19 protein-coding genes and 2 pseudogenes are annotated in these 22,565 nt (G+C 66.3%); 13 read left to right on the top strand and 8 right to left on the bottom strand.

What is annotated here, in order from left to right:
• Nucleotides 1–5 precede the first annotated feature (5 nt).
• The 5 genes from BMZ97_RS15620 to bcsS form a co-directional block, all read right to left on the bottom strand.
• Nucleotides 6–1,802 carry a hypothetical protein gene (locus tag BMZ97_RS15620; protein ID WP_092171043.1) on the bottom strand — a complete coding sequence of 599 codons (1,797 nt, stop codon included), beginning with the start codon at nucleotides 1,800–1,802 and terminating at the stop codon, nucleotides 6–8.
• 5 nt (nucleotides 1,803–1,807) lie between these two features.
• The gene (locus BMZ97_RS15615; RefSeq protein ID WP_244546422.1) at nucleotides 1,808–2,914 is read right to left on the bottom strand and encodes a family 8 glycosyl hydrolase; all 1,107 of its coding nucleotides are present in this window, start codon (nucleotides 2,912–2,914) and stop codon (nucleotides 1,808–1,810) included.
• Nucleotides 2,911–5,313: a cellulose biosynthesis cyclic di-GMP-binding regulatory protein BcsB gene (locus tag BMZ97_RS15610; RefSeq protein WP_092171039.1), complete on the bottom strand. Its 2,403-nt coding sequence runs from the start codon at nucleotides 5,311–5,313 to the stop codon at nucleotides 2,911–2,913. The genes BMZ97_RS15615 and BMZ97_RS15610 overlap by 4 nt, the downstream gene beginning before the upstream one ends.
• Nucleotides 5,314–5,317: 4 nt before the next feature.
• Nucleotides 5,318–7,657 (bottom strand): UDP-forming cellulose synthase catalytic subunit, encoded by a 2,340-nt coding sequence (gene bcsA, locus BMZ97_RS15605; protein WP_244546448.1) that lies wholly within the window; start codon nucleotides 7,655–7,657, stop codon nucleotides 5,318–5,320.
• 101 nt (nucleotides 7,658–7,758) lie between these two features.
• The gene (gene bcsS / locus BMZ97_RS15600) at nucleotides 7,759–8,514 is read right to left on the bottom strand and encodes a cellulose biosynthesis protein BcsS (protein ID WP_092171035.1); all 756 of its coding nucleotides are present in this window, start codon (nucleotides 8,512–8,514) and stop codon (nucleotides 7,759–7,761) included.
• 491 nt (nucleotides 8,515–9,005) lie between these two features.
• On the opposite strand from bcsS, the gene BMZ97_RS15595 reads away from it, so the two are divergent.
• Complete coding sequence (locus BMZ97_RS15595) at nucleotides 9,006–9,662, top strand: response regulator (RefSeq protein WP_092171033.1); 657 nt, start codon at nucleotides 9,006–9,008, stop codon at nucleotides 9,660–9,662.
• A 320-nt stretch (nucleotides 9,663–9,982) separates the two neighbouring features.
• Here BMZ97_RS15595 and BMZ97_RS31585 read toward each other — a convergent pair.
• Both BMZ97_RS31585 and BMZ97_RS31580 read right to left on the bottom strand, forming a co-directional pair.
• Nucleotides 9,983–10,321 (bottom strand): annotated as a pseudogene (locus BMZ97_RS31585) (Rid family hydrolase); the annotation flags it as partial.
• A gap of 72 nt (nucleotides 10,322–10,393) precedes the next feature.
• Nucleotides 10,394–10,780 (bottom strand): annotated as a pseudogene (locus BMZ97_RS31580) (RidA family protein); the annotation flags it as partial.
• Nucleotides 10,781–10,968: 188 nt separating this feature from the next.
• Here BMZ97_RS31580 and BMZ97_RS15585 point away from each other — a divergent pair.
• Nucleotides 10,969–11,538: a TetR/AcrR family transcriptional regulator gene (locus tag BMZ97_RS15585; RefSeq protein WP_210188269.1), complete on the top strand. Its 570-nt coding sequence runs from the start codon at nucleotides 10,969–10,971 to the stop codon at nucleotides 11,536–11,538.
• A 232-nt stretch (nucleotides 11,539–11,770) separates the two neighbouring features.
• On the opposite strand, the gene BMZ97_RS15580 is transcribed toward BMZ97_RS15585, so the two are convergent.
• Nucleotides 11,771–12,391 carry a TetR/AcrR family transcriptional regulator gene (locus BMZ97_RS15580; protein WP_092171027.1) on the bottom strand — a complete coding sequence of 207 codons (621 nt, stop codon included), beginning with the start codon at nucleotides 12,389–12,391 and terminating at the stop codon, nucleotides 11,771–11,773.
• 127 nt (nucleotides 12,392–12,518) lie between these two features.
• On the opposite strand from BMZ97_RS15580, the gene BMZ97_RS15575 reads away from it, so the two are divergent.
• The 11 genes from BMZ97_RS15575 to BMZ97_RS15525 all read left to right on the top strand — a co-directional run bounded on the left by BMZ97_RS15575 (nucleotide 12,519) and on the right by BMZ97_RS15525 (nucleotide 22,508).
• Nucleotides 12,519–13,520: a DMT family transporter gene (locus tag BMZ97_RS15575; protein ID WP_092171025.1), complete on the top strand. Its 1,002-nt coding sequence runs from the start codon at nucleotides 12,519–12,521 to the stop codon at nucleotides 13,518–13,520.
• Nucleotides 13,517–14,221, top strand: coding sequence for a glutathione S-transferase family protein (locus BMZ97_RS15570; RefSeq protein ID WP_092171023.1), 705 nt, complete (start codon nucleotides 13,517–13,519; stop codon nucleotides 14,219–14,221). Before BMZ97_RS15575 ends, BMZ97_RS15570 begins: the two co-directional genes overlap by 4 nt.
• Nucleotides 14,222–14,242: 21 nt before the next feature.
• Entirely contained in the window at nucleotides 14,243–15,121 is an 879-nt protein-coding gene (gene yghU, locus BMZ97_RS15565) for a glutathione-dependent disulfide-bond oxidoreductase (protein WP_092171021.1), read from the top strand.
• A 202-nt stretch (nucleotides 15,122–15,323) separates the two neighbouring features.
• Complete coding sequence (locus BMZ97_RS31270; protein ID WP_175525571.1) at nucleotides 15,324–15,542, top strand: response regulator; 219 nt, start codon at nucleotides 15,324–15,326, stop codon at nucleotides 15,540–15,542.
• 273 nt (nucleotides 15,543–15,815) lie between these two features.
• Nucleotides 15,816–16,841, top strand: a complete 1,026-nt coding sequence (gene pstS, locus BMZ97_RS15555) for a phosphate ABC transporter substrate-binding protein PstS (protein WP_092171019.1) — start codon at nucleotides 15,816–15,818, stop codon at nucleotides 16,839–16,841.
• A 126-nt stretch (nucleotides 16,842–16,967) separates the two neighbouring features.
• Nucleotides 16,968–17,936, top strand: a complete 969-nt coding sequence (pstC, locus tag BMZ97_RS15550; RefSeq protein WP_092171017.1) for a phosphate ABC transporter permease subunit PstC — start codon at nucleotides 16,968–16,970, stop codon at nucleotides 17,934–17,936.
• Nucleotides 17,937–17,957: 21 nt separating this feature from the next.
• Nucleotides 17,958–18,842 (top strand): phosphate ABC transporter permease PstA, encoded by an 885-nt coding sequence (pstA, locus tag BMZ97_RS15545; RefSeq protein WP_092171519.1) that lies wholly within the window; start codon nucleotides 17,958–17,960, stop codon nucleotides 18,840–18,842.
• Between the two features lie 47 nt (nucleotides 18,843–18,889).
• On the top strand, nucleotides 18,890–19,690 hold the full coding sequence (gene pstB, locus BMZ97_RS15540) for a phosphate ABC transporter ATP-binding protein PstB (RefSeq protein WP_092171015.1): 801 nt from the start codon (nucleotides 18,890–18,892) through the stop codon (nucleotides 19,688–19,690).
• A gap of 39 nt (nucleotides 19,691–19,729) precedes the next feature.
• Nucleotides 19,730–20,449, top strand: coding sequence for a phosphate signaling complex protein PhoU (gene phoU, locus BMZ97_RS15535; protein WP_092171012.1), 720 nt, complete (start codon nucleotides 19,730–19,732; stop codon nucleotides 20,447–20,449).
• 21 nt (nucleotides 20,450–20,470) lie between these two features.
• On the top strand, nucleotides 20,471–21,169 hold the full coding sequence (phoB, locus tag BMZ97_RS15530) for a phosphate regulon transcriptional regulator PhoB (protein WP_069689660.1): 699 nt from the start codon (nucleotides 20,471–20,473) through the stop codon (nucleotides 21,167–21,169).
• 139 nt (nucleotides 21,170–21,308) lie between these two features.
• Nucleotides 21,309–22,508: an amidohydrolase gene (locus BMZ97_RS15525; RefSeq protein WP_244546421.1), complete on the top strand. Its 1,200-nt coding sequence runs from the start codon at nucleotides 21,309–21,311 to the stop codon at nucleotides 22,506–22,508.
• Nucleotides 22,509–22,565 lie beyond the last annotated feature (57 nt).

Genomic DNA, 22,565 nt, shown 5'->3' with positions numbered 1-22,565 from the left:
TCTCTTCAGCGCCGGAAGCGGTTGGCGGCGGCGTCGGCGGGGCTGGATTCGCGCTCCGGCGCCGGGCTGGTTCTGGTTGTCCCTTGTGCCTGGCCCGCCGTCTCGGCCCAGAGCGTCCCGCGTGCCGGGGCACGCTCCGCGGTGGCGATGTCGCTCGGGCCCGTCTGTCCGTTCCAGCCGGGCAGCAAGGTGAAGCCGAGCGGCTCGTAAGGCATGGGCGCGACCCCGCCGACGCGGCGCGCCACCAGAGGGCGTGCCTCTGGGGCGCGCGGGCGCAGCATGTCGCCGCTGCGGGAGGCTCCGGGATAGCGCAGCGGATTTTCGGGTGAGACGGCAGCGGGGAAACCGGCGCGCTTCATCGCGAGGCTCGCATCGGAAGCGAGGGTTCCCGCCGGCTGCGGAATCCGGATCGCGGCCGTCAGGCCAGAGCGGCCTGCATCGAAGGAGGCCGTCCGCGCCGCTGGCTGCGGGTCGCAGGGGCCGGGGATCTCGTTGCGTTGATCCGGCAAGGCGAGGGCCACGACCTTGGGGAAGAGCCCGTCATAACGATTGATGAGCTCGGAGAGGTCCTTGCCGCGTTTCAGTCGCTGCAGGGCCAGTGCCTGGCCATAGATGGTCGCCTCTTTCGGCAGCCAGGCGCTGGCGCGCTGGAACCAGTCGAGCGCGGTCTCGAATTGGCAGGCGTTGTAGGCGTACCAGCCAAGCGCCTGCGCGCCCTCGCCGGAGCGGCTGTCGAGCGTGACGCGGGCATAGCGTGCCAGCCGCTCGGGCTCGATCGCCGGGGGGCTTGGCTGCGTCAGCTCACCTTCGAGCACGTCGATGAACAGGATGGCGTTGTTCACCAGCGGCTCGCGCCAGGCGAAAGCGACCTCCTCGGCCTCGCGGCGCTTGCCGAGCCGGAGCAGGGTATGGGCGAGCCCGTGCGCCACCATGGCGTCGCCGCCACGCGCGATCGCGAGCTTGAACCAGCCCAGTGCGTCGCCCGGCCGGTTCTGCTTGAGGGCGAGCCAGGCGACCAGCGCCGCCTCGTTGGCGTTCTCGGACGTTCGCGCCTGCGCCTCGAAGGCGGCAAGCTCGGCGGGGTCGAGCCCGCCCTTGCGCTCGTCATGCAGCACCGCGCTAATCCGCCCGCGCGTGATGTCGAGCGCCAATGCGGCGAATTCCGGGGAGCCGGCGGCATCGGTCTTGCCCATTGCCAGCAGGAGCTCGACATCGACCATCGGCAAGAGGCCGATCGCCTTCTGGATCGTGGCGCTGCGCTCCCTGGGATCGCTGCGGCGGGTCAGGATCGCGCCGTAGAGCGCGAAGGCCTCGGGCTGGCGGTCGCTGCGGGCGAGACCTTCCGCCACCGCCCAGGCAAGCTCGACATCGTCGACGTCGCTGCCCTTGCCGAAATCGCCGGCGAGCTCGGCGACGCTGAGCCATTGCGCGCTGCCGGCTTTCGCCAGCACGGCTTTGCGCAGCTCCTTGTGACGCAGTTTCCGGGCGAGATCGTCGGAGGGCTGCCAGCCGGGTTCGGCGCGCCTGCGTTCCGCGATGGCACGCTTCAACCCATCGATGTCGTCGCTCGAGAACAGAGCCCAGAGCGGCTTTTCGTCGGCCTGGCCCGGCCGCGCTGTCCAGATGTCCTCCGGCAGGGTCCAGCCGGGATGCAGAGCGGCGAGCCGCTTGCCTTCGGCCTCGACACGCTTGACCTGTCCCTGCGCCGCATAGAAGCGCAAAGCCGTCTCGTCGACGTTGCGGTCCCGCGCCGCTGCCGACAGCGTCAGGACGAGCAGGGCGGCCAGGCTCAGCCTGAACATGGGGATCAGTCCTGCAGGCATGACGGATACCTCATCCGGGCGGCGGTGAGCGCGAGCAGGGCCAGGGTCGCCGGGTAGTAGTTCTCGCCCGCCTGCGGCGTGCGCAAAGCGCGCGGCAGCGCCGTGCCCTTGCTGGCGCAGGCGCTGAGCGCCGGCAGCGCGCTGTAACCGCGCTCATCGAGCCAGAGTGTGGGCTGACCCCGCGCCAGGTCGATCAGAGGCAGGCCGCGCCCCTCGCGCCTGTCCCAGGCGGCCAGGAAGGTCTCGTGATGGCGCGGCTGGTCGAAGCCGGCCCAGGCGAGATAGAGCGGGATGCGGATGGCGTTGTAGGAGAACTGCGCCGGGAAGCCCTCGGCAGGTTGCGGCTCGCCGCTCTTCAGCGAAATCCAGTCGCTCGGCAGCTTGGCCGGGCCGAAACGGGCCTTCTCGATCAGCCTGAGCCCCGCGCGGGAGAGGCCACCCCAGTCGAACTCCGGCGCGACCAGCGGCAGCCGGGCGAAGGCGGGGAAGACATAGTAGGACAGATTCAGCACCGGCCCGTCGGCGCGATCCTCGGCTGAAAAGCCGGCCATGCCGGGCAGCAGCAACGCGCCATGGCTGCTCTTGAGCAGGATCAGCTTGCTGCCGATCTCGACGGCGATGCGCCGGGCGGCGATGCGGTAGGAGATATCGCCCCAGGCTTCCGCCGCTTCGGTCAACGCCCAGGCGATCAGGAGGTCGCCATCGGTCGCATTGTTCATGTCGGCGACGGCCGGGCGCCTGTCCGGCTCCCAGCGCCAGGCGGCGAGTTCGTCGCCGCGTACGAACAGATTAGCGCGCGTCCAGCCCCAGATCGCCTCGAAACCGGCGCGGTCATCGGCCGCGACCGCCAGCAGCATGCCGTAGCCCTGGCCCTCGCTATGGCTGATCTGGCCATTGGCGGTATCGACGATACGGCCGCTTTCGCTGACGAAGCGGCTCTTATAGGCGCGCCAGGCTTCCTTGTTCGGCAGCATGTTGTGCAGGGCGATGGTGTCGCGCGTGCTTTCGGCCGCGTGGCCGCGGGCAAAGGGCGCAGCGATCAGCATCAGCGTCCCGGCCGCGAGAGCCAGAGCGCGCCAGATGGCGGTCATTCCTGCCTCCTGCCGGTGTTGAGGACGAGGAGGAGCGTCGAGGCGGCGAGGCATAGAACCAGCGCCAGTGCGATCCCGACATAGGCGAGCGGGTTGAGCGAGAACCAGCCGGCGGCGACGAGCCGGGCATTGGCGACGTCGTAGCCTTGCGTCGTCACGAAGCGCTGGCGCTCGCCGGCGGGCACGAAACGCAGGGTCTCGTCGCTCGCAAGAGCACTGATCCGGCCGCTGAGCCCGCTCCAGATCTCGGGATGCGTCAGACACTCCACGCCGGCCAGGAGCGTACCGGCATCGGCGGCTGTGACCAGGGTCCAGAGATGCTCGGCCTTGCTCGAGGCGAAGTCCTTGCCCGAGGCGAAGTCCTGGCCGACCACCAGGGCGGCACGGCCGGTCACGATTTCGGCCTCGGAGCCCGCTCCGGGAGGCTCGGCCGGCTGCCAGAAGGGCAGCGCCGGCAGGCTCGCGCGCAGGCCGAGCACGGTGTAGCCGCTCGCGGCCGCGGGCTTCGTCTCAGTCCCGACGGGCGTGGCGAGCCGCGCCGGCGGCAGCGCGCAGCGCCGGGCCAGCGCATCGGCCTCGGAGAGCGGTGCGCGCCGCTCGGTCTGTGTCGGTTGCCAGGATGTCCTGATCCGCTCCGGATCGAGCCCGGCGCCACGTATCCAGGCCGGGTCGAGCGCCGGAGCGGCTGCGACGAGCAGCACTTCGCCGGCATCGGTAGCGGGCGGCGTCATCGTGAAGGTGAAATCGATCGGCTTTCCCGCGGCGACGGCAAGGCGGGCGGTGAGCGTCGCTGCGGCGGCCATGCTGGCGCGGTCGGGGGCCGGTACGAACAGGATCGGGCGTGCGCCCTCGCGGCTGAAGGGGTAGCCGCCGGCAGCGAGCAGGGACAGCTCCGGTGAGCGGCCGGTCCGCGCCTGGCGCGGCAGCACCAGTTCGCTGCGGTCGAGCAGCTGCAGCCGGGTCTCGCCGGCGCTGGGCGAGGTACAGGCCTCGTCGGCAGGTTTCGGCACCTGGGCCAGGACGTCGATGCGGTTCTGGCCGGGCTGCATCAGGCTGAGCGGCAGGAAGATCTGGTTGCGTTCGAGCGAGCTCGCTGCGCCCGGCGCCAGCATCTGCGTCGCCGCATTGCGGCCGTTGACCTCGACCAGCACATGGGCGTCGCGGGAGAGATCGCGGCCATGCGAGCCGGCGAGGCTCAGTGTCATGCGGTCATAGTCGGCCGGCAGGAAATCGCCGGGCAGCGCCACGTCGAGCCTGAGCCGCATCAGCCGTCCGGAGAACTCCGTGCTGGCGAAACCGGTCTGGCTGAAGACGATGCGCTCGGAGGCGCCGCTGGCGACGAAGCCCGGCAGGGTGGAGAGCGCGCGCAGGCCGGCCGATGATCCCGTCAACGCGGCAGCCGAGGTCCGCTCGCTGTCCCAGCGCCGCAGCGCCTCGTCGAGATCGGCGGCGCTCGTGCCGGTGATGACGAAGGTGGCGGCGCGCTCGGGCCGGGCCGGCAGGAAGCCGTAGCGCGGGCCGGTAACCGGGCCGAGATCGGCGAGATTGGCCTGGCCGCTCAGCTCTTCGACCGTCCCGATCGCGAGTTCGAGGCCGGGGTCGGCGCGGCCGGTCGTGACGAATTCTATGGCCGGATGTTGCATGCGCCCGGCCAGTGTCGCGATCTGCGCCGCCCTGATGGCCCGGCCGGCGCTCTCCGGTGTCAGTTTGCCGGCGAGCAGCAGGCGGATCGGTGTGGCCCCGTCGCCGCGTGGGGCAATCGCGGCGATGTCCGCCGGGGTCTCCGGCCCGAGGCGTGAGGGGTTGCCGGCGAGGAGCAGGCCGCTGAGCGCGGGGTCGAGCGCCGTCCAAAGCTCATAGGTCGCGGCCGGCGAGCAGTCGACGCGGTGGCGCTGCTCGACCGTGATCTTCACGGCGTTGAAGCCGGCGTTCAACAGGCCCGCGGGAATCTCGAAGATGCGGGTGGCGACCGAATCGGGCGGGGCGAGTTCGGTTTGCGCAACGACCTTGTCATTGATCGCCAAAGTCAGCCGCGAGCCCTCGGGCATCACCGAGATCGCCGAGAGGAAGGCAAGCTGGAACCTGGCTGGTTGGCGCGCCTGCCCGGATGTCAGGTAGACCGGCCATTCCGTTTGTGCCCATTCGCCGTTGAAGCGGAAGCCGCGCAGTGTCGCCGGCAGCCGGCGCAGGGTGTCGCTCGCGATGATCTCGCTGCGCGGGGCGGGGGTGGGCAGGCCGGAGACGCTGGCCGGCACGGGCGCGGGTTCGCCGCGGGGCTCTGTCGGCAGCACGAAGTTGCGCACCGGCCCGACGCCGACGAAGCTTTGCGCGCGGACTGCGACCGTGGCGAGGAGTGCGACGCCGGCAAGGCAGGCGGCGAAGGCGGATCCGTGCCTCATGGCGTCAGGCCGCTCCGGCGAGCAGCGGCGCAGTCGCGGACCGCTCGGGTCGAGCCGGTGCGGAAAGGGCGGTGATGGTGGCAAACCAGCTCGCCTGATCGAGCCGCGCCGGAGCGGTTTCGGGCAGGTGCAGCGGCGCGGCCAGCGCCTGGATCGCGGCGGCGAAGCTGGCGGGGTCGAAGGCCGGCACCGGCTGCGGCCTGGCGCTCTCGGCCTGGGTCGCTGCCTCCATGGCAACGGGGCGTTTACGGAAGGCGTAGGCGACCGCGCGGAACGGTTCGGTCACGCCCCAGAGGGCAAATCTGGCGCTGCCACGAACGAGGCCGATCGGCTTGCGGCGGCCTTCCAGGAAACGCTGGATCGCGCCAGCATCGCCATACATCAGCTCGGCGACGGCTGGATAATCACGCGTCGCCAGGTCGGCAAAGGCGAGCCCGCACTGTGTGGCCTCGCCGACTTGCGTCACGCGGCTCAGGCGCACTGCGACCGGGGCGCGCTCCGGATTGCCGGCGAGCGGTTCGATCGCGAGCAGGCCCATGGTCTCGCGTGCCTCCAGATTCGCGCCCTTCGGCAGCGCCGCGATCGTGATCGCGCAGCCGCCGGCCGAGACGTTCTCGATCGAGACCGGGATTGCCTGCCCTGCAATGATCAAGCTGCCCTGCCGCGCGATGGCGAGGCGGGGATGCCGGTCGGCCTGCCGGCGCTCCGCGACGGCACCGAGCGCGACGCCGGCGATCAGCAGGTTGAAGCCGGTCCACAATCCGACGACCAGCATCAGCGCGGTGACGCCGGGCTCGAACAGATAGCGGAACACCGCCGTGCCGACGCCAAGCGCCAGCAGCGCGAAGATCGCGAAGAACGGCCAGGCGAGTTCGGAGAGATGGTCGTTCTCGAGCGAGAGCCCCTTGGCGGTGACGTTGAAGGTCGGCTTGCGCGGCGAGGCGATGACCGAAACGATGGCGCGCGCCAGGAAGACGCCCTGCACGTATTCGTAGAGCTCCGACATCCAGGGCCAGCGGACATGGCCATAGAGATAGCTCTGCATCACCATGTTCACGGCGACATAGGAGAGCGTGTAGGCGATCGTCTCGTCGACGCTGGAGACGAAGATCTTTACGTCGAAGAAGATGTGCAGCAGCGGCGCGACCATGAAGATCAGCCGCGGCACCGGGAAGAACCAGAAGGTCATGCTGGAGAGGTAGGCGATGCGCTGGATCGGCTTCAGGCCTTTGCGCAGGGCCGGGTTCTTCAGCATCAGGATCTGGAACATGCCCTGGCACCAGCGCGAGCGCTGGCCGATGAAGGAGGCGAAGGTTTCCGGCTGCAGCCCCGCGATCAGCGGCTTGTCGACATAAAGCGAGGTCCAACCCTGGGCGTGCAGCTCGAAGGCGGTCTCGCAATCCTCGGTGATGGTGATGCCGGAGAAGCCGCCGGTGGTCTTCAGCGCGGCGCGCCGCAGAAGCGCCGCCGAGCCGCAGAAGAACGAGCCGTTCCACTTGTCGAGTCCACGCTGGGTGACGCCGTAGAACATCTCGTTCTCAGACGGCATGCGCTGGAAGGTGCGCAGGTTCTTCTCGATCGGGTCCGGATTCAGGAAGACATGCGGCGTCTGCACCAGGAAGAGCTTCGGGTCGCGGGCGAAATGCCCGACCGTCTCGCGCAGGAACTGCCGGAACGGTGCGTGGTCGGCGTCGAACACGACGACGATCTCGGCCTTGGAATGGGCCAGCCCGTTATTGAGATTGCCGGCCTTGGCGTGCTCGTTCTTCGTCCGCGTCAGATAGACGGCGCCGAGCTCGCGACAGAGCGTCTGCAGCGATACGCGGCGGCGCCGTGCGGCGGCGGCCTTGGCCTCGTCGCCATCGTCGCATTTCTGGTCGGTGCCGCCATCGTCGAGCAGCCAGACCGTCAGCTTTTCCGCCGGATAGTCCATCGCCTTGGCGGCGGCGACCGTCATGGCGAGGATCGCCTCGTCCTCGTTATAGGAGGGGATGAAGACGTCGATGCTTGGCAGCGTCGCATCGTCCTCGCGCGGCAGGGCTTTGCGGCGCAACGGGTCGGCGTTGATGATCAGGCTGATCGCCAGCACGAAGGCGCAGAACAGCTCCGCCCCCAGCAGCACGACGCCAAAGCCGAAGCCGACGAGATCGGCCAGCGGCGGCAGCGTCGCGGTCACGCGCCAGTAGAGATAGCGCAGCAATACGGCGCTGCCGAGCGCCAGGAAGAGATAGCGCGACCAGGCGGCGCGCGGCAGCTGCCCGATGACGATCAGCCCGGCGACGACGGCGAGGCTGAGCGCGGCCTGGGCGGAGACGCTGACCGGCTGGGTCACCAGCACGAACATGCACAGCCCGCAGGCGAGCCAGCTCGCCCAGCGCAGGCCGGAGGCCAGGCGGTCGCGGCGCGAGGCGCTGGAGGCGGGGGGGTGGAGCACGGCGTCGCTCATCAGAACTGCGCCCTGACGTCGATGGTGCCGAAGGCGCCGCCCTTCTGGTCGCGGTCATACAGATAGCCCGCCGAGACCGAGGTCTGCACCGGGCCGAGCGCGAGCCCAGTCAGGTGGATGCCGGCGCGCCACTGATTATAGAAATCATTGCCGAGGAAGGCGATTTCGGGGCCGAGATAGACGCCTTCGCCGACGCGGTATCCCGCCCGGAAGCGCGTGAAATAGGCCTTGTCGTTGGTGGTGATCGAGCCATAGGCCGAGACCATCGTTTTCTCGGTCGGGCGGGCGTAGAAGTCGACCGCCGTTTTCAGCCCGTAGCTCGTCCCGACCACCTGATTGTCGGGGTCGCTCGCGGAGAGCCCGGTGTTGCGGAGGGACAGCCCGATATAGCCAGCGAGTTTCGCCTCCCGCCAGATCCACTCATAACCGAGCATGGCCGAGCCTTCGATCTGGTCGGCCTGGATCTTGGTTCCGCTCGCGGCTTTGTACTCATAGGTGCCGGCCATCGCATCAACCTTGATGCGCGCGCCGCTCTGGCGCAGCGACCCATCGATGGCGACCGTGCCGCCGACATTGGCGAAGACCGAGTTGGTGGAGGTTACGGTGGTCGAGGCGTCGAGGCTGACGATCCAGTCGTCGGCCGGCTTGGGCGTTGCGGCCCCAGTGTACCAGTCCGCGGCCCGTGCCGGGGCGATGGTCACCAGCCCTGCGACCAGCAATGCGATCCCGCTCGGGGAAAGTTCAAGACGCAACATCGACACCACCCAACCCGTTCCATGCCGGCTTCTTCGACCCTCTGTCGGGGAGGTTCCGGCCGGCTCGAAACTCCGGTTGGCGCTGTAAACAAAGGCTTTCCAGCGGGCCCTGCAGCAGGGCGCCTGCCGGCCTAGACCGTTCGGGCTGCGTGGCCGCTCAGCTGGAGAATCGCATCCGGAACAACGATTCCGTCACGGCAACCCAGGCGTGCGGTCGGGGCGGGCATTTGCCTCGAATGGGCGTGAAGTGCTTAACCGAACGGCAAGCATGAGCAACGCCTGGAAACATCGCCGCCTTCACCTCGGCCGATTGGCCTAGTCCTTTTGCGGGGGGCGGGGCGCTGCTGCCTGCCACGGCTGGCCGGACAAGGTTTTTCGTGGCTGGCACGCTTCCGTCCTTCTGGCGTTAGCGTTAACCCAACATGAAGGTCCAGGGCGCTTTGTGCCGGAAGCGGCTATGGTGCCGTAACCAGTTTCGAGCCGCCGCAGCCATGGCCACCTCCCCCTCCTGCGCTCTCATCGCCGATGACGATGCCTTCTTCCGCATTGCGCTCGGCGCGCTTCTGACCCGGCAGCTCGGCTTCACCACGGTTCTGGAGGCGGCCTCGCTCGATGACGCGCTGGACCTGCTCGGTACGCGGCCCGAGATCTCGCTCGCTCTGTTCGATCTCTCGATGCCCGGCATGAAGCAGGCCGCAAGCCTGGCCGCCGTGCGCGAATGCGCCGAGCATGTCACCTTGGCGGTGGTCTCCGGCTCCTCCGCGCGGCAGGATATCCTGGGAGCGCTGGCGGCCGGCGTGCATGGCTATATCCCGAAGGCGCTGGGACCGGCCGAGTTGGTCAAGGCGCTGGAGACGGTGCTCTCGGGACAAATCTATGTGCCGCCAATCCTGGCCCGGGCGGGCTCCGCCGAGCTGCCCGTGGCGCCGGTGTCGGCCGACAAGGCGCAGGAGTGCCTGGCGCGCCTCACGCAGCGCCAGCGCGAGGTGCTCGAGGCCCTGGTCGCTGGCCGCTCCAACAAGGAGATCGCCCGGCTGCTCGGCCTCGGCGAAGGCACGGTCAAGATCCATGTCGCAGCGCTTTTGCGCACGCTGCAACTGCCCAATCGCTCCGCCGCTGCCGCCTTTGGGGCGCGCGAACTGAAGTAGCATTGATGCCTATGGGGTAGGGACAAACCCAACCCAGATGCGCAGAACGGGCTCGGGAAATCCGGATGGGTGGGAAATCGGACACCGCCATCCCCAGCACATGCGGGCCTTAGACCCCTCCTGCCGCGGCATGGAGATGCGACGCCAGAAGGTCGAGGCTGGGTGGGGTTGACGTCGAAGCGACCGCTAGCCGTGTCAGGCCCGCGGTAAGACATCGGCGAATGGGCTCGCCCATTTCGCCACCTCCAAAGCTCCTATGCGGGCGCTCTTAGCCTGATCTTTCTCCGCAGAATCGATCGGCCAAGATATCCGATCTCGGTTCAGGGCAGACGCACCGCCATTTCAATCTCGACCTTGATTTCCGGCTTATAGAGTGCCTGGACGCCAATCGTCGTAATGCTGGGCTTCGCGTCTCCGATTAGTTCCCGTAGCGGGGCGACGGCCTGCCCGAACGCTTCGCTGGTCGCATCCACGACGTAGACGCGCAGCATGACAATGTCTTGCGCAGACGCTTCCAGGTCCTTGAGTGCGGCGGCGAGGTTGGCAGTCGCAAGCTTTGCCTGGCCAGCGAGGTCTTTGGGCACGTCCTCAGTGCCAGGTGTCACGGCGACCTGGCCGGACAGGAAGGCGATGCGGCCTGGTTCCGCGATACTGATATGCGACCACCCGCGCGATGCCATATCCCACATTGCCGGAGGGTTGCGGCGGCTCACCGACGCTGATGTACGAGATGGAATGCGAGCAGTTACCTTGATTTCGAAGTCGAATCCGGCAAGCCAGTTGACTCCAACAGCGGTCGCGTTGGGATACGGAGCTTTCGGGAATTTCTCGCGTTTCACCGTCCTGTACACGCCAAATTGCTTTTCTGGATCCGTATGAAACGTCGTCAGGTCGACTATGTCGTCGAATGTGCATCCTCCCGCTGCGAGCGTGGCTTCCAGATTGGCGAAGGCCAGGCGAACCTGAGCCTCGAAATCGGGTTCGGGCGAACCATCGGGACGGCTGCCGACCTGACCCGACACGAACAATAGGTCGCCCGATCGGACGGCGGCGGAATAACCGTACTTCTCGTATAGGTCCTGCCGCTTGGCAGGAAACACTACTTCGCTCTGGGCCATATCATCGTCCTTTTCAGGTGGGGGCGAGCGCGCCGAACCAGCTTCGCTGGACATTTCCGCCAAGCCAGCTTAGCAACATACGCCGCGTATGTGAGAGCACGGATACGGATTGGCCGTCAAGTTCCATATACGTATCGTATGCGAAACAGGAGATTCTTGCTTTGGCTGCAAAGCGTCGCGCCGAGACGATGGAGGAAAATCGCGTCAAGCTGATTGGCGCCGCGCGAAAGGCGTTTGCAGCTTCGGGGTTTGCCGCCGCGTCGATGGACGACCTCACCGCATCTGTCGGGCTTACTCGTGGCGCCCTCTACCATAGCTTCGGCGACAAGACGGGGCTGCTGGCTGCCGTCGTGGCCCAAGTCGATGGCGAGATGGCTGCGCGCGCACGGCAGGCGGGAGCAACTGCGACAAGCCCATGGGAAAGGCTGCTGGCGGTAGGCGAAGCGTATATCGGGATGGCGCTGGACCCGGAGATTCGCCGGATCGTCTTGTTGGACGGGCCTGCCTTTCTGGGCGACCCGTCGCGGTGGCCCAGCCAGAATGCCTGCCTGAGCATCACGATGCAGACGATCGCTGATTTGATCGCCGAGGGTGTCATCAAGCCGGTCGATGTCGAGGCTGCGTCACGCCTTCTCGGCGGCACTGCATTCAACGCCGCCCTATGGGTTGCCGACAGCGACGAGCCGCAGATCGTATTGCCCAAGGCGATCGAGGCGTTCCGGCTGATGGTCGAAGGATTTCGCGCGACTCGAGCTTGACCGTAATAAGACCACTTATCGCTTACATGCCATTCCGGCGCGATAACGGTGCTTTCGGGAGAAGTCGACGCTGCGATGAATTTGGCCAGGCGCCTGGTCCGGCAAAACCTCGCCGATGAACGTGATGTGGCGGTCTCCATGATGGGTGACCAGAAGCATCACCGTCATACCGCCCGCGGAGATAAACAAAAGCTGTTCCGCGAATTCTGAGCCTGCGCCTCATAGCGGACATTCATCGATCGTCCTGGCCCGTAAATTTCGCTGGTTGCCCCCGGAACTTCAGCAGTGCGAGAGCAGACCGTACCACTCCTTCAAGCAAGACTTTCTCCGGTCGTACACGCGCGAGGACACGAATTCCCATCAGAACGCCCAGGAGATGGCGCGACAGGTCTTCGGCAGTCTGCGCCGATGTGATCGAACCATCCGCCTGACCTTGGAGGATGCTGCCGAGGAAGAAAGCCTCCACGCGGGCCAGTGCGGCCGCGACGGCCTCCCGGAAGTCCGGGTCGTGCGGCGCGACATCGAGCGCCGTGTTCACCAGCATGCAGCCCTTGCGATCGAGGTCGTTGAGCGACCGCTTCAAGGTGTCGCCGAAGAATGCCTCGACCGCCTCGCAGGGGCTCATGGACTCGCAGCGCCGGATACGCTCGCCGATGCTGCCCTCCACATAATGGTCAAGCGCGCGCCGGTAGAGGGCGCGCTTGTCTCCGAACGCGTTGTAAAGGCTTGCGCCAGTGAGGCCCGTCTTCTCGATCAGGTCGCGGATCGATGTCGCCTCGTAGCCGCGGCTCCAGAAGCACAGCACTGCCGCATCGAGCACGGTGTCCTCGTCGAATTCCCTGGGCCTGCCCATCCCGATCCCCGCTGGTCCGCACCGAGAGCATCTTGCCATCGAAGGCGTGGCATGTATTTTAGAACGACTGAACCAAAACGCAAAGCGATCGCCGCACGAAGGCCGACGCAGCGTTGGAAGGAAGGCTATGTCCGAAGCCAGGATCTCGATGGCAATCGGTCGGCCCGATGCGGCGCCCGTCAGCCGGGACAAACGCTTTGCAGGGCTGATCTGGGCGGCGATTGCCGTCTCGATCTTCTCCGGCTGGTTCGTGATCACGCGCTTCAGCGTGACGCGCGAGCTGCGGATCTGGGACATCACGGCGCTGCGCTTCGGGATCGGCGCGGTGTTGCTCGCACCGCTCCTCATTCGACGTCGCGCGACGCTGTCGCGCGCGGCCTGGGGCGATGGCCTGGTCTTCGCCATGCTGTGGGGCATGCCCTTCGTGCTTCTGGTCGCACTCGGCCTCAGCAGGACCTCGGCCGCACAGGCCGCCTCCATCGCACCAACGCTGATGCCGCTGTTCGCCGGCATCTTCGCCTGGGCCTTCCTCGGCGAGCGTCAAGGCAGGCAACGCTGGGCCGGCTATGCGGCGATCTTCGCTGGATTGTCATTGCTCGTGCTGGCGGGAACCACCACCCATGAGCCGCCCAGTCTGGCCGGGCTCGGCGCGCTGGCCGCCGCGGCTGCTATGTGGGCGGTCTACACACTCCTGTTTCGCAAGAGCGGCCTGACGCCGATCGAGTCTGCTGCGCTGATCTGTTCCTGGTCGGCGCTGCTTTTCCTGCCGGCCTATGTGCTGTTCGGCCTCAGCCGTTTCAGTCAGGCTCCGGCGGCCGAGATCGCGCTGCAGGCTGTGTATCAAGGCGTGTTGATGAGCGGCGTCGCGATCTTCACCTTCAACCGCGCCGTGTCGCTGCTGGGTTCGGCAGCCGCCACCGCGATCATCGCACTCATTCCGACCGTCGCATCGCTTCTTGCCATTCCCGTTCTCGGGGAGGTGCCATCGGGCGTCGAGGGCGTCGAGGGCGTCGAGGGCGTCGAGGGCGTCGAGGGCGTTGCGATCGCGATCATCGTCGCCGGTGTCCTGCTCGCGCCGCGCCGGCCCGTTACCGCTGGTCCCGTTGAACCACGAGGGAGAACCCCATGATCCGCTTCTACTTCCACCCGACGCCAAATCCGGCGAAGGTCGCACTGTTCCTGGAAGAGACGGGCCTGCCCTACGAGGCGATCCCCATCGACACCAGCAAGGGCGAGCAGCACGCAGCGTCGTTCCGGGCGATCAATCCCAATGGCAAGGTGCCGGCGATCGTCGATACGGAGGGACCGGGCGGCCGTGAGGCACGGGTGTTCGATTCCACCGCCATCCTGATCTATCTCGCCGAGAAGACCGGCACATTGCTCGGCGCGCCCGAGGACAGGCCGGAACTGCTGTCCTGGCTGCTGTTCATCGCGTCGGGCCTTGGTCCCTTCTCGGGACAGGCGGTGCACTTCCAGTTCGCTGCGCCCGAAGGTCTCGACTATGCGGTGAACCGCTATCGCCGCGAGGCGGAACGCCACTATCAGGTCCTCGACGACCATCTCGAGGGTCGCAGCCACATTGTCGGCGAGACCTTCACGATCGCCGACATCTCGGCCTGGGGCTGGCTTGACCGTGCCTCGCGCGTGCGCAAAGGCGCTGAGGACCCGCTGGCACCGTTCCCCAATCTCAAGCGCCTGTTCGAGACGGTCGAGGCGCGGCCGGCTGTCATCCGAGCACGCGCGGTCGGCAAGGATCATCCCTTCAAGCAGGTCCGTGACGAGGAGGCGCAGCGCGCGCTGTTCCCGTCCAATTTCCCGCCTGCAGCTTGATTGCACTCTGGAGCACGCATCATGACCGACAAAACCGACTACGTTCCGCCCAAGGTTTGGACCTGGGACAAGGCCAGCGGCGGCACCTTCGCCAATATCAATCGGCCGATCGCTGGCGCGACGCATGAGAAGGCGCTGCCTATCGGCAAGCATCCGCTGCAGCTTTATTCGCTGGGCACGCCGAACGGCCAGAAGGTCACGATCATGCTGGAGGAGTTGCTGGCGCTCGGCGTTGCCGGCGCCGAATACGACGCCTGGTTGATCAAAATCAGCGATGGCGACCAGTTCGGCTCCGGTTTCGTCGAGGTCAATCCCAACTCCAAAATCCCGGCGCTGATGGATCGCAGCGGCCCGACGCCGATACGCATCTTCGAAAGCGGCGCGATCCTGATGCATCTCGCCGAGAAGTTCGGCGCGTTCCTGCCGGCGGAGCCGGCTGCGCGAGCCGAGACGTTCTCCTGGCTGTTCTGGCAGATGGGCTCCGCCCCATTCCTCGGCGGCGGCTTTGGCCATTTCTACGCCTACGCGCCGGCCAAATTCGAGTATCCGATCAACCGCTATGCGATGGAGGTGAAGCGCCAGCTCGATGTGCTCGACCGGCGGCTTGCCGACAATGAATTCATCTCCGGCAAGGACTACAGCATCGCCGACATGGCGATCTGGCCTTGGTATGGCGGGCTCGTGAAGGGCTGGCAGTACGGGGCGGCGGAGTTCCTTTCGGTGCAGGGCTATTCCAACGTCATGCGCTGGGCCGACCAGCTCCTGGCACGGCCCGCCGTGGCGCGCGGCCGCAAGGTCAACCGCACCTCGGGCGATCTCTCCGGCCAGTTGCACGAACGTCACGATGCCGGCGACTTCGACACCAGGACACAGGACAAGCTGGTCGAGGCGAAGACCTGAGTATCGTTCGATATCGCTCTTGATGCAGGTTGCGCCGAACGATCCGCCTGCCGGAGTTCGGCCGCTCTCGTGGTACATTTCCCACGAAAGATGCCCCGGGTTCTGTTCTCCGTCTTGCAAAAATGCCTCGGCGCTATTTGGCGCCTGAGGCTGAATTCGCTCGTCAACGCCCTTCGTCTAGATCGAGAGTGGCTTCTGCTCGATGCAAGGCGAGGCGTTACCTGTCGCTGCCGAGAACGCCGTCGATATCCTGACGAAGAGGCCGGATATTCGGATCGTCATCACCGACATCGACATGCCCGCGTCACTGGATGGGATTGCACTGGCTCGGCTGGTGCGGGACCGTTGGCCCTCGAACTCTTCCTACAATCGCGGCAACACTACGCCTCGCTTTTCATCAGCCGATGCTCTCGGCCATTGAACCCGGTCGTGCAATCGCAATCAGTGCAAATGCGACAGGTCCCAAAAGGTTGTCCGTTTTGAGGTTCGCGCAACACGGGCATTGAAATGCCAATGTGACCCCGCGGCTGCCAAACGTTGCGCCGATAGGTGCCATATTACCGCTTGTGGTGCCAATGCAACTGCGCTCTGGGAGATCGTTTGTGACAGCTTTGATGACAGGATGTCATCTGTCTGTCACACAGAAGGTGTTCTGACGGGGCCGCTGAACATGCGATCCAGAGAGGACATCTCAATGCGCAAAATTCTCATTCTCGCGGCCGCTTCGATCGGTCTGTCCGGCGCCGTCCAGGCTGCCGACATCACCGGCGCCGGCGCGACTTTCCCCTTCCCGATCTACGCCAAATGGGCTGAAGCCTATAAGAAGGAGACCAATATCGGTCTCAACTACCAGTCGATCGGCTCCGGCGGCGGCATTCGCCAGATCAAGGCCAAGACTGTCGCCTTCGGCGCCACCGACGCCCCGCTGAAGGGCGAGGAGCTGACCAAGGAAGGCCTGATCCAGTTCCCGACCGTGATGGGCGGCGTCGTTCCCGCGATCAACATCGCCGGCGTCGAGGCCGGCAAGCTGAAGCTCACGGGCCAGCTCATCGCCGAGATCTATCTCGGCGACATCAAGAAGTGGAACGACCCCAAGATCGCCGCGCTCAACGCCGGCCTGACCCTGCCCGACGCCAGCATCAACCCGGTCTATCGTTCGGACGGCTCGGGCACGACCTTCGTCTGGACCGATTATCTGTCGCGCGTCTCGCCTGACTGGAAGACCAAGATCGGTGCCAACCAGTCGGTCCAGTGGCCGGTCGGAATCGGCGGCAAGGGCAATGAGGGCGTCTCGGCTTCGGTCAAGCAGGTCGCCAACTCGATCGGCTATGTCGAATACGCCTATGCCAAGCAGAACAAGCTCGCCTTCGCTCTGGTCCAGAACGCCGACGGCAACTACCCGGCCCCTGACGACAAGGCCTTCCAGGCCGCTGCCGCCAACGCCAACTGGAATGAGGCTCCCGGTTTCGGCATCTCGCTGAACAACCAGAAGGGCGCGCAGGCCTGGCCGATCACCTCGGCGACCTTCATCCTCATCCATGCCAAGCCCGAGAAGCCGGAAGAGGCGCAGGCCGCGCTGAAGTTCTTCGACTGGGCCTATAAGAGCGGCGACGCGCTCGCGACCGGCATCGACTATGTGCCGCTGCCGAGCAACGTCAAGGACATGGTCCGCGCTGCCTGGAAGGGCGTCGTCGACAACTCCGGCAAGCCGATCTTCTGATCGCTCGCCATCATGGCCGGGCTTGACCCGGCCATCTCATTCAGGAGGCGCAGCCCCGGACTTCTCGGGTCTGCGCTTCGCTCCGCCCAGGAATGACGGACAACCAACGCTACCGGAGCCCCGCGGATGACCGCCGTGACCCAGACGATGCCCGCTGCTGCTGCGCCGCTGCGCAAGACACCCAAGGGCACGTTCGACATCGTCTTCCGCAATGCCAGCTTCCTGGCTGCGCTGTTCGTGCTGGTGCTGCTCGCCGGTATCATGCTGTCGATGGTCGTTGGCGGCTGGCCGGCCTTCCGCGAATTCGGCTTCGGCTTCATCACCTCCAGCGTCTGGGATACCCAGAACGACCAGTACGGCGCCTGGCCGGCCATCGTCGGAACGCTCTCGACCGCGCTGATCGCACTCGTCATCGGCGTGCCGCTCTCCCTGGGCATTGCGGTTTATCTGACGCAGCTCGCCCCGCCCTGGTTCAAGCAGCCGGTCGCGACCGCCATCGAATTGCTCGCCGCCGTGCCCTCGATCATCTATGGCATGTGGGGCCTGTTCGTCTTCGTGCCGCTCTTCGCCGCCTATGTTCAGGTGCCGCTCTCCAACATCGTCGAAGGTCTGCCAATCGTCGGCACGGTGCTGTATTCGCGCTCGCCCTCGGGGCTCGGCATCTTCACCGCCGGCATCATCCTCGCTTTCATGATCATCCCCTTCATCGCCTCGATCACGCGCGACATGCTGGAGCAGATCCCCTCCGTGCTGCGTGAGAGCGCCTACGGCATCGGGGCGACCACCTGGGAGGTCGTGCGCCATGTCCTGGTGCCCCAGGCCGGCGTCTCGATCATCGGCGCGGTGATGCTCGGCCTCGGTCGCGCGCTCGGCGAGACCATGGCGGTGACCTTCGTCGTCGGCAACGCCAACCGGCTCTCGGCCTCGATCCTGGATCCGGGCTCGACCATCGCCTCGCGCATCGCCAATGAGTTCAATGAGGCGCTCGGCCTGCAGCTCAACGCGCTGATCGCGCTCGGCTGCATCCTGTTCTTCGTCACCTTCGTCGTCCTCGTCATCGCGCGCATTCTCGTCTCGCGCGTCAAGACCTACTGATAAGGCAGGCCGATCATGAGCATGACGACACCCTCCACCGCATCCCAGACGCCCCATGCCGAATGGGGCCGCGTGCGCCCCGCGCGCCGCACCGCCGACAGGGCGATGAAGCTGATTGCTACCGGCTTCACCTTCCTCGCCATCTTCGTGCTGTTCTGGATCCTCGGCATGCTGATCGTGAAGGGCATCGGCGGGCTTTCGCTCGCGACCTTCACCCAGGTCACGCCCGGCCCCGGTTCCGAGGGCGGCGGCCTTGCCAACGCCATCGTCGGCTCGATCGTGTTGACCTTCCTCGGCATCGCGGTGGCGACGCCGATCGGCGTGCTCGCCGGCACCTATCTCGCCGAATACGGCAAGGGCTCGCAGCTTGCCAATCTGATCCGCTTCATCAACGATATCCTGCTCTCGGCGCCCTCGATCCTGATCGGCCTGTTCGTCTACGTCATCCTGGTCGAGCCCTTCCGCGGCTATTCCGGTTGGGCCGGCGGCGTCGCGCTCGGCATCATCGCGATCCCGGTCATCGTGCGCACCACCGAGGACATGCTGCGGCTGGTTCCGGGGCCGTTGCGCGAGGCTGGTGCGGCGCTTGGCGCCCCGCCCTCCGTCGTCATTACCAGCGTCACCTGGCGGGCGGCGAAATCGGGCATGGTCACAGGCATCCTGCTGGCGCTCGCCCGCATCGCCGGCGAGACCGCGCCATTGATCTTCACCGCGCTGAACAATAATTTCTGGTTCTCGCCGACGCTCTCGGGCGGCGTCTCGAACCTGCCGGTGACGATCTACCAGTTTGCCTCCGCCCCTTACGAGAACTGGCAGCAGCTCGCCTGGGCCGGTTCGCTGATCATCACCGTCTCGATCCTGCTGCTCTCGCTGATCGCGCGCCGTATCGTGCGCGGTAGCAAGTGAACAGCCATCCTGAACCCTCGTCGCGTTCGATCTGAAGGAAGAAGTCGATGCTTTCGACGCTGGAACTGAGCCCGCAAACGCTCGATGCCGAAGCCCCGGTCAGGATCGCGGTCAAGAACCTCGATTTCTACTACGGCGAGCACAAGGCGCTGAAGAACGTCAATCTCGATTTCCGGGACCGTCACGTCACGGCGCTGATCGGCCCCTCGGGTTGTGGCAAGTCGACCCTGCTGCGCATCTTCAACCGCATCTATTCGCTCTATCCCGAGCAGCGCGCCACCGGCGAGGTCATCCTCGACGGCCGCAACGTCATCTCCAACGATGTCGATGTGAACGAGTTGCGCTCGCGCATCGGCATGGTTTTCCAGAAGCCGACGCCCTTCCCGATGTCGATCTACGACAACGTCGCCTTCGGCATCCGGCTCTATGAGAAGCCGCCGAAATCGGAGCTCGACGACCGCGTCGAGGGCGCGCTGCGCCGCTCCGCCCTCTGGGATGAGGTCAAGGACAAGCTCAAGATGTCCGGCATGGGCCTCTCCGGCGGCCAGCAGCAGCGGCTGTGCATCGCGCGCACCATCGCGCAGAAGCCGGAGGTGATCCTGTTCGACGAGCCGACCTCGGCGCTCGATCCGATCTCGACCGGCAAGATCGAGGACCTGCTGGAGCAGCTCAAGACCGATTTCACCATCGTCATCGTCACCCACAACATGCAGCAGGCGGCGCGCATCTCGCAGTATACCGCCTTCATGTATCTCGGTGAGGTGATCGAGTTCGCGCCGACCAACACCATCTTCATGAACCCGCACAAGAAGCAGACGCAGGACTATGTCACCGGCCGCTTCGGCTGACTGTCGAACCCTGTTTTCGCCTCCAGAGGATCCGCCGCGATGACCGAACATATCGTCCGCTCCTACGACGCCGAACTCGAGGGGCTGCGCCGCAGCCTCGCCGAGATGGGCGGCATGTCCGAGCGCATGCTCGGCGATTCCACCGTGGCGCTGGTGCGCCGCGACACCACGCTCGCCCAGAAGGTGATCAGCGCCGACCAGCGCCTCGACAACCTCCAGCGCGATGTCGAGGAGCGTGCGGTCCTGACCATCGCCCGGCGCCAGCCGCTGGCGAACGACCTGCGTGAATTGATCTCGGCGATCCGCATCGCTGCCGATATCGAGCGCGTCGGCGATCTCGCCAAGAACATCGCCAAGCGCGCGGTCGCGATCTCCGGCCAGTTCCAGCCGCCGCACCGCGCCGTGGTCGGGCTCGAGCATATGAGCCGGCTCGTCCAGGCCCAGCTCAAGGACGTGCTCGACGCCTATGCCGCGAGCAACGAGCAGAAGGCCATGGAGGTCTGGCGCCGCGACGACGAGATCGACGCGCTCTACACTTCGCTCTTCCGCGAATTGCTGACCTATATGATGGAAGACCCGCGCAACATCACCTTCTGCACGCATCTCCTGTTCTGCGCCAAGAACGTCGAGCGCATCGGCGATCACACCACCAACATCGCCGAGACGATCCACTATCTCGTCACCGGCGAGTCGCTCGACCTCAATCGCCCCAAGCTCGACACCACCGACATCAATGTCGAGGCCACGGCTGGTCAATAACGTTCGTCATCGGAAACGCACATGCCCGCACGCATCCTGATCGTCGAGGACGAGGAGCCGCTCACGCTGCTCCTGCGCTACAACCTCGAAGCCGAGGGCTTCGAGGTTGACAGCGTCGCGCGCGGCGACGATGCCGAATTGCATCTACGCGACCACACGCCCGACCTCGTCCTGCTCGACTGGATGCTGCCGGGCCTGTCGGGCATCGAGCTCTGCCGCCGCCTGCGCACGCGCCGGGACACCGAGCGCGTGCCGATCATCATGCTCACCGCCCGTGGCGAAGAGACCGAGCGCGTGCGCGGCCTCGCCACCGGCGCCGACGACTATGTGGTCAAGCCGTTCTCGCTGCCTGAACTGATCGCGCGCATCCAGGCGCTGCTGCGCCGGGCCAAGCCTGGCCATGTCGCGGGCCTGCTCGCGGCCGGCGATCTCGAGCTCGACCGCACGACGCGGCGCGTCCGCCGCTCCGGCGCGGAATTGCATCTCGGCCCGACCGAATTCCGCCTGCTCGAATTCCTGATGCAGGCGCCGGGCCGGGTCTATTCCCGCGCACAGCTCCTCGACGCCGTCTGGGGGCGCGACGTCTATATCGACGAGCGCACGGTCGACGTTCATGTCGGCCGCCTGCGCAAGGCGATCACGCCCGGCGACGCCAAGGACCCGCTGCGCACCGTGCGCGGTGCGGGCTACGCTTTCGACGAGACCTTTGCGCGAGGGTGACGCTGCCGCGTCATTCCAGCATCGGGTCCGGGAGCTGCGACCCCTGGTTCATAACAGCCTCGGGAGCAACTGAACGATCGAACTGGATCGGAGACTGCTCTAATCTTGGCCGCTCATGTGCCCGCCAGGATTCGAGACCGTGCTCGACAGCCCCGTTTTTCCCGCCATCAAGGCTTTCGAAGCCGACCTCATCGCCATTCGGCGCGACATCCACGCCCACCCCGAGATCGCCTTCGAGGAGGTCAGGACGGCGGCCCTGGTGGCGCGGGCGCTGCGCGGCTGGGGCATCGAAACCCATGAGGGGCTGGCCGGCACCGGTGTTGTCGGCACGCTGAAGGGCGAGCGCGGCGGGCAGCGCGCCATCGCGCTCCGCTCCGAACTGGACGCGCTGCGCATCGAGGAGAAGAGCGAGATCCCGCATCGCTCGACCAGTCCCGGCAAGATGCACGCCTGCGGGCATGACGGGCATATCGCCATGCTGCTCGGAGCCGCGCGCTATCTGGCGGAGCACCGGGATTTCGGCGGCACGGTCCATTTTGTCTTCCAGCCGGCGGAGGAGGGCTTGGGCGGCGCTTGCGTCATGCTCGAGCAGGGGCTGTTCGAGCGTTTTCCGGTCGATGCCGTCTACGGCATGCACAACCAGCCGGGCCGCCGCGCCGGGGAGTTCGGCATCAGGCAAGGGCCGATGCTCGCCGCCAGCGACACCTGGGTCGTGACCTTTCGCGGCACCGGCGGCCATGGCGGCTCCGGCGCCCATACCGCGACCGACCCGACGATCGCGCTGGCCAATTTCATCCTCGGCGTCCAGGCGATCGTCGCCCGCAATGTTCCCGCCGTCGAACCGGCGGTGCTGAGCGTCGGCCACATCAATGCCGGCGCCTTCTCCTCGCCCAATGTCATCCCCGCCGAGGTCGTCGTCACCGGCACGGCGCGCTGCTTCTCGGCTTCGGTGCGCGACATTCTGGAGCAGCGCCTGGGCGTGCTGGCCGAGGGCGTGGCGGCGATCCAGGGCTGCAGCGCCGATTATGTCTACAAGCGTCGCTATCCACCCTTGATCAACACGGCCGAAGAGACGGCGCTCGCGGCGGCCGTGGCCAGCGAGCTCGTCGGCGCGGAGAAGATGGAGATGCAGATCCCGCTCAACACCGGCGCCGATGATTTCGCCTTCATGCTGGAGCAGCGGCCGGGCGCCTTCATCCGCATCGGCAACGGCACTGCGGCGGAGGGCAAGGGCAATCTGCTCCACACCCCACTCTATGATTTCAACGATGATATTCTCGCTCTGGGCTCGACCTATTGGGTGCACCTCGTGCACAAGGAGCTGACATCGCAGGCCTGATCCCGCTCGCCGCCGTCCGGCAGCCGAAACCGGAGCCGGGCTGCAGGAGTTTGAGTC

It is taken from the genome of Allobosea sp. OK403 (assembly GCF_900113835.1).
Taxonomy (GTDB): Bacteria; Pseudomonadota; Alphaproteobacteria; order Rhizobiales; family Beijerinckiaceae; genus Allobosea.
The sequence above is the reverse complement of the archived record's forward strand: the minus strand, read 5'-3'. Positions and strand labels throughout refer to the sequence as shown.

What these genes read in the sequence shown, in the direction of transcription:
- BMZ97_RS15620 (WP_092171043.1), bottom strand. Translation starts at nt 1,802, where the DNA reads ATGTTCAGGCTGAGCCTGGCCGCCCTGCTCGTCCTGACGCTGTCGGCA.
- BMZ97_RS15615 (WP_244546422.1), bottom strand. Translation starts at nt 2,914, where the DNA reads ATGACCGCCATCTGGCGCGCTCTGGCTCTCGCGGCCGGGACGCTGATG.
- BMZ97_RS15610 (WP_092171039.1), bottom strand. Translation starts at nt 5,313, where the DNA reads ATGAGGCACGGATCCGCCTTCGCCGCCTGCCTTGCCGGCGTCGCACTC.
- bcsA (WP_244546448.1), bottom strand. Translation starts at nt 7,657, where the DNA reads ATGTTCGTGCTGGTGACCCAGCCGGTCAGCGTCTCCGCCCAGGCCGCG.
- bcsS (WP_092171035.1), bottom strand. Translation starts at nt 8,514, where the DNA reads ATGTTGCGTCTTGAACTTTCCCCGAGCGGGATCGCATTGCTGGTCGCA.
- BMZ97_RS15595 (WP_092171033.1), top strand. Translation starts at nt 9,006, where the DNA reads ATGGCCACCTCCCCCTCCTGCGCTCTCATCGCCGATGACGATGCCTTC.
- BMZ97_RS15585 (WP_210188269.1), top strand. Translation starts at nt 10,969, where the DNA reads ATGGAGGAAAATCGCGTCAAGCTGATTGGCGCCGCGCGAAAGGCGTTT.
- BMZ97_RS15580 (WP_092171027.1), bottom strand. Translation starts at nt 12,391, where the DNA reads ATGGGCAGGCCCAGGGAATTCGACGAGGACACCGTGCTCGATGCGGCA.
- BMZ97_RS15575 (WP_092171025.1), top strand. Translation starts at nt 12,519, where the DNA reads ATGTCCGAAGCCAGGATCTCGATGGCAATCGGTCGGCCCGATGCGGCG.
- BMZ97_RS15570 (WP_092171023.1), top strand. Translation starts at nt 13,517, where the DNA reads ATGATCCGCTTCTACTTCCACCCGACGCCAAATCCGGCGAAGGTCGCA.
- yghU (WP_092171021.1), top strand. Translation starts at nt 14,243, where the DNA reads ATGACCGACAAAACCGACTACGTTCCGCCCAAGGTTTGGACCTGGGAC.
- BMZ97_RS31270 (WP_175525571.1), top strand. Translation starts at nt 15,324, where the DNA reads ATGCAAGGCGAGGCGTTACCTGTCGCTGCCGAGAACGCCGTCGATATC.
- pstS (WP_092171019.1), top strand. Translation starts at nt 15,816, where the DNA reads ATGCGCAAAATTCTCATTCTCGCGGCCGCTTCGATCGGTCTGTCCGGC.
- pstC (WP_092171017.1), top strand. Translation starts at nt 16,968, where the DNA reads ATGACCGCCGTGACCCAGACGATGCCCGCTGCTGCTGCGCCGCTGCGC.
- pstA (WP_092171519.1), top strand. Translation starts at nt 17,958, where the DNA reads ATGACGACACCCTCCACCGCATCCCAGACGCCCCATGCCGAATGGGGC.
- pstB (WP_092171015.1), top strand. Translation starts at nt 18,890, where the DNA reads ATGCTTTCGACGCTGGAACTGAGCCCGCAAACGCTCGATGCCGAAGCC.
- phoU (WP_092171012.1), top strand. Translation starts at nt 19,730, where the DNA reads ATGACCGAACATATCGTCCGCTCCTACGACGCCGAACTCGAGGGGCTG.
- phoB (WP_069689660.1), top strand. Translation starts at nt 20,471, where the DNA reads ATGCCCGCACGCATCCTGATCGTCGAGGACGAGGAGCCGCTCACGCTG.